General features: G+C 35.1%; 12 protein-coding genes. 6 read left to right on the top strand and 6 right to left on the bottom strand.

Annotation, left to right across the window (positions count from 1 at the left end):
- Positions 1 to 59: 59 nt before the first annotated feature.
- Positions 60 to 530: a tRNA (uridine(34)/cytosine(34)/5-carboxymethylaminomethyluridine(34)-2'-O)-methyltransferase TrmL gene (gene trmL / locus I2490_RS09755; RefSeq protein WP_206459505.1), complete on the bottom strand. Its 471-nt coding sequence runs from the start codon at positions 528 to 530 to the stop codon at positions 60 to 62.
- Positions 531 to 687: 157 nt separating this feature from the next.
- Here trmL and I2490_RS09760 point away from each other — a divergent pair, with 157 nt between their 5' ends.
- Positions 688 to 1,995 (top strand): homoserine dehydrogenase, encoded by a 1,308-nt coding sequence (locus tag I2490_RS09760; protein WP_206459506.1) that lies wholly within the window; start codon positions 688 to 690, stop codon positions 1,993 to 1,995.
- A 38-nt stretch (positions 1,996 to 2,033) separates the two neighbouring features.
- A complete protein-coding gene (locus tag I2490_RS09765) occupies positions 2,034 to 2,528 on the top strand; it encodes an SEC-C metal-binding domain-containing protein (protein ID WP_206459507.1) in 495 nt (164 codons plus the stop codon).
- A 78-nt stretch (positions 2,529 to 2,606) separates the two neighbouring features.
- Here the strand turns inward: I2490_RS09765 and I2490_RS09770 are convergent, their stop codons facing one another.
- From I2490_RS09770 to nth, 5 genes are all read right to left on the bottom strand, one after another.
- Positions 2,607 to 4,640 carry a methyl-accepting chemotaxis protein gene (locus tag I2490_RS09770; protein WP_245157132.1) on the bottom strand — a complete coding sequence of 678 codons (2,034 nt, stop codon included), beginning with the start codon at positions 4,638 to 4,640 and terminating at the stop codon, positions 2,607 to 2,609.
- Between the two features lie 282 nt (positions 4,641 to 4,922).
- Positions 4,923 to 5,678, bottom strand: coding sequence for a transposase (locus I2490_RS17170; RefSeq protein WP_206458150.1), 756 nt, complete (start codon positions 5,676 to 5,678; stop codon positions 4,923 to 4,925).
- On the bottom strand, positions 5,678 to 6,286 hold the full coding sequence (locus I2490_RS17175; protein WP_442859721.1) for a transposase: 609 nt from the start codon (positions 6,284 to 6,286) through the stop codon (positions 5,678 to 5,680). Before I2490_RS17175 ends, I2490_RS17170 begins: the two co-directional genes overlap by 1 nt.
- Positions 6,287 to 6,446: 160 nt before the next feature.
- Positions 6,447 to 8,492 (bottom strand): methyl-accepting chemotaxis protein, encoded by a 2,046-nt coding sequence (locus I2490_RS09780; protein ID WP_206459508.1) that lies wholly within the window; start codon positions 8,490 to 8,492, stop codon positions 6,447 to 6,449.
- Positions 8,493 to 8,680: 188 nt separating this feature from the next.
- Positions 8,681 to 9,325, bottom strand: a complete 645-nt coding sequence (nth, locus tag I2490_RS09785; protein ID WP_206459509.1) for an endonuclease III — start codon at positions 9,323 to 9,325, stop codon at positions 8,681 to 8,683.
- Between the two features lie 344 nt (positions 9,326 to 9,669).
- On the opposite strand from nth, the gene I2490_RS09790 reads away from it, so the two are divergent.
- From I2490_RS09790 to I2490_RS09805, 4 genes are all read left to right on the top strand, one after another.
- Positions 9,670 to 10,788: an efflux RND transporter periplasmic adaptor subunit gene (locus I2490_RS09790; protein WP_206459510.1), complete on the top strand. Its 1,119-nt coding sequence runs from the start codon at positions 9,670 to 9,672 to the stop codon at positions 10,786 to 10,788.
- Positions 10,789 to 10,797: 9 nt separating this feature from the next.
- Positions 10,798 to 13,953, top strand: coding sequence for an efflux RND transporter permease subunit (locus I2490_RS09795; RefSeq protein WP_206459511.1), 3,156 nt, complete (start codon positions 10,798 to 10,800; stop codon positions 13,951 to 13,953).
- Between the two features lie 17 nt (positions 13,954 to 13,970).
- Positions 13,971 to 14,603: a TetR/AcrR family transcriptional regulator gene (locus I2490_RS09800; protein ID WP_206459512.1), complete on the top strand. Its 633-nt coding sequence runs from the start codon at positions 13,971 to 13,973 to the stop codon at positions 14,601 to 14,603.
- A 123-nt stretch (positions 14,604 to 14,726) separates the two neighbouring features.
- Positions 14,727 to 16,244: an NCS1 family nucleobase:cation symporter-1 gene (locus I2490_RS09805; protein WP_206459513.1), complete on the top strand. Its 1,518-nt coding sequence runs from the start codon at positions 14,727 to 14,729 to the stop codon at positions 16,242 to 16,244.
- Position 16,245: the final 1 nt, after the last annotated feature.

A 16,245-nucleotide genomic window follows, 5' to 3' on the forward strand; every position in this document is an offset into this window, starting at 1 on the left:
AGCAATTCCTTCTTTCTTATTGTTTGTATCAATTCGTTAATTTTCATTTCAACTTGAAATTATCTTAAATCCGGAAACTTCAACTGCCTTAATGCTTCAAATAAAATAATATTTGCTGAGTTTGCTAAATTTAAGGAACGTAATCTTGTATCCTGACTCATTGGTATCCGAATTGCCTTTTCTTCATTTGCTTGAATAAAATCCCTTGGCAATCCAGCGGTTTCTTTTCCAAAAAGAATCATATCCTCATCTTGAAATACAACATCTGTATAAATCTTTCCACCTTTTGTTGTAGCTAAATAAAAATTTCTTTTGCCGTATTTTTTTAAAAAATCTTCTAAACTTTCATGCACTTCAATGTTTACATAAGGCCAGTAATCCAGTCCTGCTCGTTTTAAATGTGCATCGTCAATGGAAAAACCCAGTGGCTTGACCAAATGCAACGTAGTCCCTGTTGCAGCACAAGTTCTTGCTATATTTCCTGTGTTTGGTGGAATTTCTGGTTCCACCAATACAATATGCATTGCCATAATATTACTCCGTTTCTCTTTTTGTCTCCATATTCTTTAAGTTTACACATAACTTCTTATATCATAATAAATTTTTGGAACTTTTAAAAGATAATTTTTGCAGAATAAGCAATAATATAATATAATATTGTCATATCAAAATCCAGGAGGGAGAAATATGAACAATAAAAAGCTGAAAATTGGATTGTTAGGTCTAGGAACCGTAGGAAGCGGAACCTATCGAATGCTCTGCACAAATGAACAAATCATCACATCCACAACTGGTGTAGCCATTGAGGTGGCAAAAGTTTTGGTTCACGATAAAACAAAAAAACGAGAGGTGGACATCCCACAGGAGCTTTTAACCGATAATCCAGATGAGATCTTAAAAGACCCTTCGATTGATGTAGTTGTAGAGTTATTAGGCGGTATGAAACCCGCTTACGATTATATGGTAGAAGCATTAAACAATAAAAAACATGTAGTCACAGCGAACAAAGAGGTCATTGCATCCAAAGGTGAAGAACTAACAAATCTATCTATTAAAAATAAGGTAATGCTCCGCTATGAAGCAAGCGTAGGTGGTGGAATCCCAATTTTAAATGCCATTTCTACGTCACTTCAAGCCAATGAGTTTACACAAATTGTTGGTATCGTAAATGGTACAACAAATTATATTTTAACACAAATGTCTGAAAATGGATTAAGCTATGAGGATGCTTTGCACGATGCACAGTTGAAAGGTTTTGCAGAAGCAGACCCAACAAATGATGTAGAAGGAATCGACGCAGCAAATAAACTTTCAATTCTTGCAACCACTGCTTTTGGACTTCATGTACCTCCAGAAGACATACCAAGAAAGGGAATTACACATATTACCGAAGAAGACATTGACTTTGCGCTGCAATTTGGATATAAAATTAAACTGATAGCAATGGCAAAAAGATACCGTAATACATTAGAATGTCATGTACAGCCTGCTATGATTCCTATGAATCATCCATTAGCAACCGTAAATAATGAATTCAATGCTATTTTTGCAAAAGGGAATGCGGTGGATGATGTTATGCTTTATGGTAAAGGTGCAGGTGCAATGCCTTCTGGAAGTGCAGTTGTAGGAGATCTTGTAGAAATCGCACGAGCTTATGCAACCAACTCCACAGCTATGGCTGTGCCAACCGCATTAAATGATAATAAAAACCTTGCTTTTGATGGTGAAGGACAAAATATGTACTATGTCAATTTAATTGCAGAAGATATGCCAGGGGTTCTTGGAAACATTGCTACTACACTTGGAAAATACGGCATCAGTATTGATACATTTTTACAGCGTTCAAGAGGGCGTCAAACAGGCAGAAATGTTCCTTTGATTTACATTCTTCATGAAGTAACAAGAGACCGCTTAAATGAAGCATTAGAAGAAGTTTCTAACTTCAGCTTTGTAAAAGAAGTAAAAAGTATTATCAGTGTAGCCTTACTTGACTAAAATAAAAGGTATATTATTAATAAGGAGAACATAATATTATGAGTTTATTTGAACAATGGCAAGACTTGATTGGGAATCAAACGGATGAAACTTTCCCTACATTCTGGGAAAATTATAGTTCCACAGAAAAAAAAATCTACAGTTCAATTTTAGACCATCCAACCGAAAAGGTAACCGGTACCTTTGATGAACTGGTTGCAAAGTATTCTGCAGACCCTATAATCTTTATGGGATTTTTGGATGGCATACAGTCAAGCTTAAAAAAGGGACACGACATCGAAAAATTTGATGAAACTTCACAAATTGAACTTGATATTGATTTGGAAAAGCTATATTATAACATGCTTGCTGCAGAAGCAGATTATCTATATGGATTGCCACAATGGGAAACCATCCTTTCCGCAGAAAAAAGAGAAGAAATAGTAAAAAACTATAAACGTTCTAAAACTGTTGTAAAAGAAAAAACACCTGGCAGAAATGATTTATGTCCTTGTGGAAGCGGAAAAAAATATAAAAAGTGTTGTGGTAAATAATATTCTACTTAAATTGCTTTAAAAAAATTAATACGGCAGTTTGTTCAAAACAAACTGCCGTATTTTTATTGCTTAAAACTATTTCAAATTGAATTTATTGGATAACTGCTTTAACATTGTAGCTTGACTGGAAAGCTCTTCACTGGCAGCCGAACTCTCTTCAGCTGTTGCAGAATTTGTCTGTACAACAGAACTAATTTGCTCTACACCATGTAAAGTATTTGCCAGTGAATCAGCTTGATTGCTAGAAGCATCTGAAATCTCATGAATCAAATCGACCGTCTGTGTAACTCCTTTTAATACTTCGCTCAACACCTGACTCGTTTCATTTGCAATCTCAGTTCCATTTTCAACTGCACGAATGGAATCCTCAATTAATATGGTCGTATTTTTCGCTGCCTCTGCTGACTTACTTGCGAGATTACGAACCTCATCTGCTACCACTGCAAAACCTTTTCCTGCAGCTCCAGCTCTTGCCGCTTCTACCGCTGCGTTTAATGCTAAGATATTCGTCTGAAAAGCAATATCATCGATAGTTTTAATGATTTTCCCGATTTCTGAAGATTTTACATTTATTTCATCAATTGCCTTCATCATATGAATCATCTGTTCATTACTTTTATCTGCTGCATCTCCTACCGTTTTTACCTGCGAAGCTGCATGCATTGCATTTTGAGCATTCTTATTTACATTTTCTGAAATATCCTGAATGGTTGCGGACAATTCCTCTATCGAGCTTGCCTGCTCTGTAGTTCCCTGTGCTAACATCTGAGAACCGCTTGCTACTTGCTCCGATCCGTTTGCAACCTGTGATGCAATTTCCGTCATCTGTCCAATGGTTTCTTTAAAAATATTAGAAGCATTAAGCAACGCAACTTTAATTTGTTCAAACTCACCATCATATGCCTGTTCTAGATGTAACGTTAAATTTCCTTCTCCAAATTCATGGAGTGCATTAGAAATCTCATCAATATAATCTACATAGCTATGTAACCGTTGCGTTAATGCACGCATAGAATCTGCAAGTCTTCCAACCTCATCACCTGAAACAATATCAATTTCAGCATCTAGATTACCTTTCGCCATTTCATCGGTTACAGCAGTTAATTTCTTTAACGGTGCTGTAATCCCTCTTGCAATCAATATCATAGCTGCAAGCAAAATTAGAACCACTAAAGCGAAAAATAATATGACTGTTCTTGTTGCAGATTTTACCGTACTTGAAAACTCCTTTTCCGGAATCAGTAAAGCAACCTTCCACCCTGCGTCCTTAATGGTACCGCTCACACCGTAAGAAGCCTTACTGTTATTATCAAACTTAACCACTTCACCGCTCGGCTCTGCAATATCATCAAGCATTGACTGGCTCAATCCAATTTCTGTAACCTGCTTTAATATTTCTTCTTCATCTTTGCTGGCTAACACTTGACCACTCGTTGCACATAAAATTGTCTCGCCGGTTTTATAAACAGATTCCTGCTGTGTAATCATTTGATTTATCTTTGTAATCTGTACGTCTATCCCTGCAATTCCAATAATTTTATTGTCTGCTTTGTTATAAACAGGCGTTGAAACAGTGATTACCATACTTCCTGTATCTACATCAACATATGGCTCTGTAATGATAAAACCCTTTTCAATATCCGCAGTATCTTCAAACCAGTAATCTCTTTGTGTTAAGTCGAAATCATCATCGGAAACCCAATCGCCTCCATCAAATCCAAGCTTTGCATCTACATCCGCAACATATGCTGATAAGATATTTTCCGTATCACCATCCATTGTTTTCTTTAACATTTGGTAAGAGCCTTGCCAATACGGAGAAGCCGTTAATTGTGATTTCTCAGTAACTGTTTCTAATAAGCTTTGAACGTTTGCATCCAAAGCCATATGTTGCGTAACTGCAACATAATGGGTAAAATAATTATCTACATCGGAAACTAGTTTTTGTGTAGACAATTTAGCAATGTGACTTTGATCATTCATAACAGTTTTTGAAGTAAAGTTTACTACAACTGCTCCAGCAATTATCATCGCAATAATTATAATGCCGCCAATAACTGCTACAATCTTTGTTTGTATACTTTTCATGTTTTGTATACATTTTTTCATTTTGCTTCCCCCATTTCTATTACTGTTAATTCTTTTTTTCATTATATTCCTTATTAATGGAACTTTCAAATAATTTCGATATTATGCTACCTTATTTTACAATTAACCACTTTTTATTTACTAATTAGTAAAATAAATATAAAAAAAACACAGATTGAAATCAATCTGTGTTTCAGACTGTAGACAAAATACCTTGCTAAATTTATATTCTTATAATTTCTGCAAGGTATTTTCTATTTTTTCTATAAAGCTTTTAAAAAAAGAAAAAATAAAAGGATATCTCTATGCCATTTGATTCCTTCTTTCAGATTTATGAATCCATGTTGCTAGTTTTTTTAGATTCATGGACGCAAAAAGAAGATTCAGTTCCATTTCTATCTTCTGAATCCCTCGATATTGTGTATAACGCATATTATGTTTTTCTTTTGCATCTGCAAAGACTCGCTCAATGGTTTGACTCCGTAGTTTGTAAAGATCTCGATACTTTGGAGTATGACGAATGTCCTCACATTGCTCTATGTAGTTTTCCCATATATGACGTGTGACTACTTTTACATGGTCTTTACTTGCTGTGCATTCTGATAAGGAAGGGCAACTCTTGCAAATTTCTCCTTTACTCTTATATTCCCGATACCCTTCTCTATTTGTTGTAGTATAGTTTAACACTTGGTTTTCTGGGCATACAAAGCAATCATAGTATTCATCATAAGCATATTCGTGTTTTTTAAAATAACCATTTTTTGTCATAGGTCGTTTGTATGGTAGGATAGGAATTCGTTTATCTTTGAGTATTTCTCTAGCAATTGCAGGTGTTTTATATCCGGAATCCATTACAATATTTTTTACACCTTTATATCTTTTTACTTTTTCATAAATCTTTGGGAATGCAACTGAGTCATGTACATTTCCTGGATTTGTATGAAAAGCAAGTATGTAATTGTTTCGATCGCAAGCTACATTTGCAGCATAAGCAAATACTACCTTATGCTTTCCTTTATGAAATACGCCGCAATCCGGATCTACGGTACTTTTCTTGATTACTTTTGTCTTTTCTTTGGCTTCCGTTTTTTTTTACAAGCTTGTTTTCCTCGTTCAATGCGATCTTCGTTAATTTCTTTCATTAGTTCTTTTTCATAGTATTTAACGGATTCCAAAACGGTTTCTTTTTCACTGTTATGGTTATTTGCACTTGCTTTAATATGTGTACCGTCAATGAAAATGCTTTCTGAATTAATGAATTCATATTCCATGATTTCAGCAATGACTCTTTGAAAGATTTGTTCGAATAAGTCAGTATTTTGAAACCGACGAGAGTAGTTTTTACCAAAGGTAGAAAAGTGAGGAATTTCTTCCTCTAAACTATAACCAAGATACCATCGATAAGCTACATTCGTTTGAATTTCTTTAATGGTCTGTCTCATGGATCGAATACCAAAGGTATATTGAATGAGGGTAATTTTAATTAAGACAACAGGATCGATGCTTTCTTTTCCCACATCAGAATACAAATCTTTTACAAGGTCATAAATGAAAGAGAGATTAATCGCAGTATCTATCTTACGAATAATATGATCTTGTGGAACAAGAGAATTCAAGGTTACCATTTGAAATTGATCACGACCTAATAAATCTTTCTTACCCATCATAAAGCAAATACCTCCATGTATTTATACATATATTTTACCATAAATACAATAAAATGTATTACATTATGTAAAAAAAACTGTAGGCAAAGATAGAGATATCCTTGTCTACAGTCTGAAACACAGATTGAAATCAATCTGTGTTTTTTTCGTATCTAAATTTTTAATTTAAATTAAACTTGTTCGATAACTGTTTTAACATTGCTGCCTGACTGGATAATTCTTCACTAGCCGCAGAACTTTCTTCTGCTGTTGCCGAATTAGTTTGTACAACAGCACTGATTTGCTCTACACCCTGTAGGGTACTTGATAGCGAATCCGCTTGATCACTGGAAGCATTTGAAATTTCATGAATCAAGTCAACCGTCTGTGTTACTCCATCTAATACTTCACTTAGAACCTGACTTGTTTCATTTGCAATTGTTGTCCCATTTTCTACCGCACGGATGGAATCTTCAATCAATATCGTAGTATTCTTAGCAGCTTCTGCTGACTTGCTGGCAAGGTTTCTTACTTCATCAGCTACTACCGCAAACCCTTTTCCGGCAGCTCCTGCTCTTGCAGCTTCTACTGCTGCATTCAATGCTAAAATATTTGTTTGGAATGCAATATCATCGATTGTTTTAATTATTTTTCCAATTTCTGAAGATTTTACGTTTATTTCATCAATTGCCTTCATCATCTGAAGCATTTGTTCATTACTCTTATCAGCTGCTTCTCCAACTGTCTGAACCTGTGTTGCCGCATGAATTGCATTCTGTGCATTTTTATTAACATTTTCAGAAATTTCCTGAATGGTTGCCGACAATTCCTCTATAGAGCTTGCCTGCTCCGTTGTTCCTTGCGCTAGCATCTGTGAACCACTTGCTACTTGCTCAGAACTAGTTGCAACCTGCGATGCAATTTCCACCATTTCTCCGATTGTATGCTTAAAAACAGTAGATGCATTTAACATTGCTTCTTTAATTCGTTCAAACTCACCGTCATACGCTTGCTCTAAGTATAATGTTAAGTTTCCTTTTCCAAATTCATAAAGTGCATCCGAAATTTCAGCAATATAGTCTACATAACTATGCAAACGCTGTGTTAAAGCTCTCATGGAATCTGCAAGTCTTCCTACTTCATCATCCGAATGAATATTAATCTCCGCGTCCAAATTTCCTTTTGCCATTTCATCGGTTACTAACGTTAATCTTTTTAGCGGAGCTGTAATACTTTTTGATATCAAAATCATAACCGCCAATAGGATAATTGCTACTAACACGAAGAAAATGGTTACTGTCCTTGTTGTTGTCTTTACTGTACTGATAAATTCTTTTTCCGGAATGGATAATAGAACCTTCCAACCCGCAGCGTTAATCATACCGCTTACCCCATAAGAAGGAACTTCGTTATCTTCAAACTGAATGACTTCTCCACTTGGATTTGCAAGGTCATCAAGCATTGTCTGACTAAGTCCAATTTCACTTATGTCTTTTAAAATTTCTTTTTCGTCATTACTTGCCAATACTAACCCAGTCTTGGAGAAAAGTACTGTTTGGCCAGACTCATAAGAAGTTTTATGTCCAGCAATCATTTCATTAATTTTAATGGTATGTACGTCAATTCCTGCAATACCTATAATTTTATTTCCTGCTGGATTGTAAATCGGAGCGGAAACGGTTATAACTTGATCCCCCGTATCTAGATCCACATAAGGTTCTGTAATGATATATCCCCTTTCAATATCCGCCTCATCAGCAAACCAATAATCACGTGTCGTTAAATCATAGCTGTCAACCCAATTTTCACCATCAAATCCAACCTGTGCATCTAGGTCAACGATAAATGGTTCAAAATTATTTTCTACATTTGCAAACTCTGTCCGTGTTAACATATCATGAGCTCCTATCCAATAAGGAGAACTTTTTAATTGATTGATATCTGTTACGTTTTGTAGTAAATTTCTCACATTATCATCATGTGCCAGTTGCTTTGTGACTGTAATGTATAGAGTAAAATAGTTATCCAACTCAGCCACCAATTTTTCTTGAGATATTTGAGCGATACTGCTTTCATCCCTAATTGCTGTTTTTGATGCAAGATTAACTACAACGACACCGGCAAGAATCATCGCAATGATTACAATGCCACCAATAACTGTAACAATTTTGGTTTGAATACTTTTCATTCGATGTATACTGCTTTTGAAATGTATACCTTTTTTCATTTTTGCTTCCCCCATTGCTTCAAATTAGTCTTAGAATTGATCAGATTTTTACAACACATAACAAAGACTTTGTATCAAATTATACAAGAATTTGGCATATATTTCAAACTATTTTATCAATATTTTCCAAAATTATTCGAAATAGTGAAAATTGTTTGTGTTTTCAACAAAAAATAACATAAATTTTGTTATTTTTTGTTGAGATTATTTTTTGCACACAAATTATTAAGGCTGCATTCTTCACATTTTGGATTTCTAGCCATGCAAACTAATCGGCCATGCCAAATTAATGCATGATGAGAGTCACTCCACTGTTCTTTTGGTATGCATTTCATTAATGCTAGTTCGGTATTTAATACATTTTTTTCATTTACAATTCCGATTCGGTTTGCCAGTCGGAACACATGGGTATCAACTGCAATTCGAGGTTCACCAAATCCGACTGATAACACAACATTAGCTGTTTTTCTTCCAACTCCCGGCAACGCAATTAACTGTTCATAATCTCTTGGTACTTGTCCATCATATTTATCGACTAATATCATGGATAAATTTCGTATATTTCTTGCTTTTGTCTTATACATTCCAAGCCGCTTTAAATATTTCTGCAATTCTTCTTCTGAAATTTTAGACATAGACTTTGCATCCGGACACCGCTCAAAAAGTTCCGGTGTTACCTCATTAACGCTTCTATCGGTTGTTTGTGCCGATAAAACCACTGCAATCAGTAATTGATATATGGTTTTATAATGAAGTGCACATTCTGCATTTGGATATAACGTTAATAAACGTACTAACAATTCTTCACGTTGTTTCTTATTTAATTTCTTCATATATTCGTTCCTTTTCTTTCCTTTTTATAAATTATAAAATCCTCACTTTTTATTTGCATCTTTATGTTAATAAAATATATAAAAATTTATATGAAATTTAAAGTAATAATTTCTTGCTGAAGACTTTTAATAATAGTAGATATTATGATCTTTAATAGAATATATATATCCGTCAGCATATATTTTAAACAAAACTGACCGCCGGGTCAAATTTTCTATTGACATTTTGTAATCACTAAAGTAGTATTAAATCGTTCTGACCCATTGGTCAGTTTTGGAAATTTTATAGAGAAATTTCATGATATTAAAAAATATTATTTAAATTTATTTAGGAGGGTTACCACATGAGCAACCAAATCGTACAAAAAATTTCAGGACTTTCGAAAAAAAAGAAAATTATGCTTATTATCCTCATTGGATTTATTCTTTTAGCAGCTTTTCGTATTATTTCATCTAGACTGAATACCGAAGTCACAGAAAAAATTGCTGTAAATGTAAAAACAGCGGAAGCCGCTATCTCAACCATTGAAGTTACAACACCATTAAGTGGCATTATCTCCGCTGAAGATCAAGTCTCTTTAATCGCAACTCTTCAAACCGAAGTTACCCATGTGAACGTAAAAGTTGGTGATTACGTTTCAAAAGGCGACATATTATTTACACAAAATATAGACCAAGTGCAGGCTTCTTACAATCAAGCATCTGCAAATGTCGCTATTATGGAAGAAACGCTAAACAGTGCAAAAACAAATTATGACCGCATGGCAATTCTTTATAAAGAAGGTGCTGTTTCACAGCAACAGTATGAGCAGGCAGAAACGCAATATAAAACCTCTCAGGGACAACTGAAATCCGCACAGGCTTCGCAAGATTCTGCACAAACAATGCTTTCAAACGGAACAATGACAGCACCAATCAACGGTTATGTGACAGAAGTAAATGTAACTGAAGGTGCTTATCCTTCTCCCGCTATAGCTGCAATATCTATTGCTAATACAACAACACTAGAATTAAATACAAATGTCTCTGAATACTTAATTGGGAAAGTAAAACTTGGAGACAAGGTTAGCATTACTGCAAAATCACTTTCTGACAAACCTTTTGAAGGCACAATAAAAACGATTTCCCCCGCTCCGGCAAGTGGAAGTCTTACTTATCCAATTACGATTGCCTTAGATCAGGCACCGGAAGGAATCAAAGCTGGTATGTTTGCTGAAGTAAACTTAATTTCTGATCGTAAAGCAGATGTTCTTTGTGTGCCCTCTGATTCAGTTATCATAAAAGCAAGTGAAACAAAAGTTGCTATTTTAAAAAAAGGAATTCCGTCTTATGTTTCAGTAGAAACCGGTTTAGATAATGGTTCTTATGTTGAAATTAAGTCCGGCTTGAAGGCTGGTGATTTGGTAGTTACCGAAGGACAGCACTATATCATTGAAGGCGAAGAAGTAAATATAATAAAGTAGGAGGCACATATGAATCTATCCCATATTTCTGTAAAACGCCCCATTACTACGATAATGGTTCTATTAATGGTGTTTTTAATTGGTACAGTATCTCTTGTAAAAATTCCCCAAGACCTTTTTCCTGATATACAACTTCCAATTGCTTTAGTTATGATTAATTATCCAAATGCATCTCCGGAAGAAGTAGAGACAATGATTACTAAACCAATTGAAGAACAACTGGCAGCTGTTGAAAATCTTGACAGTATCTATTCCCTATGCAGTGCCGGTAGTTCTGTAACTGCAGTTAAATTTTCCTCAGATACCGATATGAATTTTGCCACACTTAATATGCGTGAAAAAATCGCACTTGTTCAAGATTATCTACCGGACGAAGCCTCAGATCCAATCGTTATGAAAATGGATATGAATGCTGCACCTATCATGCAAATTTATATTTCCGGAGATATGTCATTAACGGATTTATACAATAAAGTTGATGGAGACATTACCAATGAGTTTAAGCGAGTGGACGGCGTAGCATCGGTTTCACTCATTGGCGGACTTGAAGAAGAAGTAGCAATTAACTTTGACCAAGAGCGTTTAAATGGCTATGGTCTTACCCTCTCTGCTATGAGTCAAATGCTTTCAGCTGAAAATCTTAATCGCCCAAGCGGTACTATTTCAAAAGGCTCCACTGAAGTCATTGTACGTACCATGGGAGAATTTAAAAATATCGAAGAATTAGCAAAGTATCCGATTACACTTCCAACAAGGGAAATCATTAATCTTCAAGATATTGCAACCATATCAATGCAACAAAAAGAGCAAGAATCGATCAGCCGTGTAGATGGCCGAACAGGCATTGGTGTTATTATTACAAAGCAATCCGTTGGCAACACAGTCGATGTATGTAAAGCAGTACAAAAAACTTTACAAAAATTAGAAGAAAAAAATCCGGATTTACATTTTACCATCGGATTTAATCAGGCAGACTTTATTCAAAATGCCGTTTCATCCGTAGCTACATCCGGAATAACAGGTGCCATATTAGCAATCATTGTTATCTTCCTTTTTTTACGAAATTTTGGCTCTACAATGGTAATCGCAATATCTATACCTGCTTCTTTCCTTGCTCCCTTTGCTTTAATGCACTTTATGGGGATTACTTTAAACATGATTACCCTATGTGCCTTGACACTTGGAGTTGGTATGCTTGTTGATAATTCTGTTGTTGTTTTAGAAAATATATATAGTTTAAGCCATGAAATGGATAACCCACAATCAGCTGCCATTGTCGGTAGTAAACAGGTATATACCGCCGTTATTGCTTCTACACTTACTAGCTTAGTCGTATATCTTCCGATTGCCTTAAGTGGTGGTATTTCCGCAATGATGTTTCGTGATTTTTGTTATACCATTATTTTCGCGTTAATTGCATCCTTACTTGTATCATTAACAGTAGTTCCAATGCTTTGTTCGAGAATTTTACAAAAAAGTTTGCATATCACCTACCTACGCATTGGAAAACATCGGTATAAATTTCGAATTCTTCCATACTTTACTCGTGGTATAGAAGCACTTACAAAATACTATGAACGAGTCATTCGATGGGCTTTAAAAAATAGAAAGCGCACTTGTATTGTTTGTGTCATTATTTTTATTTCATCATCAATCTTAGTTGGTCTTGTTGGTATGGAATTAATCCCTCATTCCGACGAAGGCAGTTTTTCTGTTACAATCGAAAGTCCTTATGGAACAAGCTTGCAAGATCGTGATAAAATTGCAGCTAAAATGGAAAACTATCTTCTAAGCATTCCTGAAATGGAACACTGTGCTGTAGATATTGCTTCTTCTGACTTCCTAGGAAGTTCCTCAAGTACAACTACGATTAATGTAACTCTAGTCGACAAAAATAAAAGAAAGCGGAGTACCGCAGAAATCGTAAAAGATGTAAGACGTCAATTAAATAATTTTTCTGGTTCAGATATTAAAGTAACAGAATCCTCTTCAACCGGAATGATGATGGGCGGCTCAGATATGTCATTAACTTTTAGCGGAACTGAACTGGAAGTATTGGAGCAAATTGGAAACGACTTACTTGTAGATATTAATAATGTAGAAGGCGTTTCTGAAGCTTTATTAGGAGTGACTGAGGGAAACCCTGAAGTTCGCGTATCTCTAAACCGAAATACAGCTGCTCACTATGGTGTTACTGCATTTCAATTAGCCAATGATTTAAAATCCGGCTTATCCGGAAGTACGGCAACAAAACTAAAATTAAACGGGGAAGAAATAGAAATTAACCTTTCCTTAAACGATACTTACCAAAATAGTCTTGACAATATGAAACAAATACTAATTAAAGGAAACTCCGGTCAGACGGTTCCGGTAGGAGAAATCGCCACTTTTGAATACGACAATTCTCCATCTGTTATCAATCATACCAACCAAGAGAGAACGGTAACACTCGATATATCTGTTGAAGGAAAAGATTTGGGCTCTGTTTCTAAAGATGTAATGAAACTTGTTGAAAATTATCCGTTTCCAGATGGCTATTCCTATGAAAACGGAGGACAGCAAGAAGAAATGATTGAAGCATTCGGCTCCTTGCTTCTTGCATTACTAACTTCTACATTACTTGTATATATGCTTTTAGCTGCACAATTTGAATCATTGATTCTTCCAATCGTTGTAATGATGGCCATTCCTTTTGCTATGTCAGGTTCCTTCTTAGCTTTATTTATTACAGGAATGAGACTCTCTATGCCAGCCTTCATTGCATTAATTATGTTAATCGGTATTGTTGTTAACAATTCAATTCTATTAATTGAGTTTATTAAATTGAATGAGAAAAAGATGGAAAGAAACGAAGCAATTGCATTAGCCGGAAGATCTAGACTTCGTCCAATTCTAATGACTACAGTCACTACTTGCGTTGGTATGATCCCACTTTCATTAGGACTTGGCGATGGCGGTGAAATGCTTGCACCAATGGGTACTACCATTATCGGAGGTTTACTAGGTTCTACACTTGTCACTCTGATTTTAATTCCGGTACTGTATTCGATTAATGACGATCGTAAGAAAAAAGCCACTATTAAAAAAGAACAGCGAGCTGAAAAAATAAGAGCTTTAGAAGACGAATGGAATAAAGATGAAAATCAGAATCTTCTTCATTACTAAAAAAGGCGGATATACCAATGAAATTAAGAAAAAAACAAAAACGAGAACTAATTTTAGAGTCTACTTATGATATTTTCATAGAAAAAGGTTATGCAAATACAAAAATTATTGACATTGCAGAACATGCAGGAATTGGAAAAGGAACTGTATATGAGTATTTTGAAAGCAAAGAGGCCATCTTCATGGCCCTCTTTGACTATCTATCTAATGAATATAAAAATAATTATGAACAAGTAAAAGAAGCAAATCAAAATAGAAGTGCTGCTGAACAGTTAAAAGCTTTTATAATGTTTGAAGCGAATGTTGCTCATTACATGTGTCATACAAAAAAACTTCCTCCTCATCTATTTATTATGGAATTATTTAAAAACGTTGAATTATCAAGCCTTTTTGAACTTTTTATGAAGTATCGTTATCACTGCTTACTAGATATAATTACAAATGGGATCACCTCCGGTGAATTTCAAAACGGAGATGCTTCAATGTATACAATCGGAATCTTTGGCTCCATCGCATTTTATAATGATGTATACAATCGACATTGTATACCGAACATTCTAAAAGATATTTCAATCAAAAATTGGAATATTGAAGATCTTCTATCTTTAATTTTAAATGGACTTCAAAAAAACAATACAAACATAGAATAAATAAAAAAACAATAGTACAATAAAGAGATATGTTGTATAATGATATAATTGTTCAGAAATAGTTTTTTGTATGTATGAAAATGATAATTTTAAGAAGACTTGAACAAGATCACGGAGGGATTTATGTCTATTTATACACAACGAGAACACAATGGACTATACGAACTAACTGATGTCGCTCGTGCGGAACTAATTGACTCTAAGTATTACAATGGTGATTTGGCACCCACTTCCATATCTCAAAGAACTTGGACAACTTACAACGTTTCATCCCTTTGGATTGGTATGTCTATTTGTTTACCAACCTACGCTTTATCTGCAAGTTTAGTTGCTCTAGGATTATCCCCTTTAGCTGCATTGATCAATGTCACCATTGGCAACCTGCTTGTATTAATCCCTATGCAATTAAACTCTCATGCAGGAACCAAATATGGTGTTCCGTATCCTGTATTTGCCCGTTTAGCATTTGGTCCAAGAGGTGCACACATCGCCTCTATTGCTCGTGGTATTGTCGGGTGCGGTTGGGTCGGAATTCAAACATGGTTTGGAGGTAAAGCGCTCCATTTAATTTTAATGACTCTAATTCCTAATTTTTCTGGAAATCAAGCAACTCTATTTGTTACTTGCTTTATATTTTGGAGCATTAACATTTCGTTAGCATATCGTGGTCCTGAATGGATAAGAAAATTGGAATCATGGGGTGCACCATTTCTCGGGATCCTAACCATTGCTCTTCTGATTTGGGCAACTCTTGCTGCAAAAGCTCATGGAAACATTGAAGCAATGGACATTTTAAATTTACCGATGAATCAAGATAAACTGGCAGAAGGTGGAGGTTTCTGGGCAGTATTTGCAGCTGGTTTGACAAGCAATCTTGCTTTTTGGTCAACTCTTGCTTTGAACATTCCAGATTTTTCTCGTTATGCAAAATCTCAAAGAACACAATTTTTAGGTCAATTATATGGGATGCCTACTACCTTGGGTATTTTTGCATTAATCAGTGCCTATGTAACTGCGGCAACTAGCTTTATTACTCCTGATGGTTCTATGATAACAGATCCGGCAGAAGTAGTAACCCTTATTTCAAACTCTGTAGCTACAGTATTGGGTGCTGCAGGAATTATTATTGCAACGTTAACGACAAACATTGCAGCAAATTTTGTTGCACCTGCCAATGGTTTTTCCAATTTAGCACCTAAAAAAATCTCCTATAAAATTGGCGTTATTATTACTGGTATTTTAGCAATGATAATGCAGCCTTGGCAGTTTATGAAAGACGGGAATGTTTTTATTTATGATTGGTTGGGTCTTTATGGTGTTATGCTTGCTCCGATTGCAGGTATATTTCTGGCTGACTATTATATTGTAAAAAAGAAAAATATGGATGTTATGTCTTTATTTCAAGCTGAAGAGGGACGCTATTGGTATAAAAAAGGTTTTAACTATATTGCCTTTTTTTCTTGGTTATGCGGATGCATTCCTCCTATTTTAGGCAAAATAATCTCATCTCTCCATTGGATGACAAACAATGGATATTTGATTAGCTTTTTTATTTCGCTTATCATTTATCCAATTTTAATGAAAACGTCACCCCATTCTCTGGTATTATCAGATGAAATGGAATCGATGACAGAACGATAAA

This window comes from Anaerovorax sp. IOR16, from assembly GCF_017168145.1.
Classification (GTDB): domain Bacteria; phylum Bacillota; class Clostridia; order Peptostreptococcales; family Anaerovoracaceae; genus IOR16.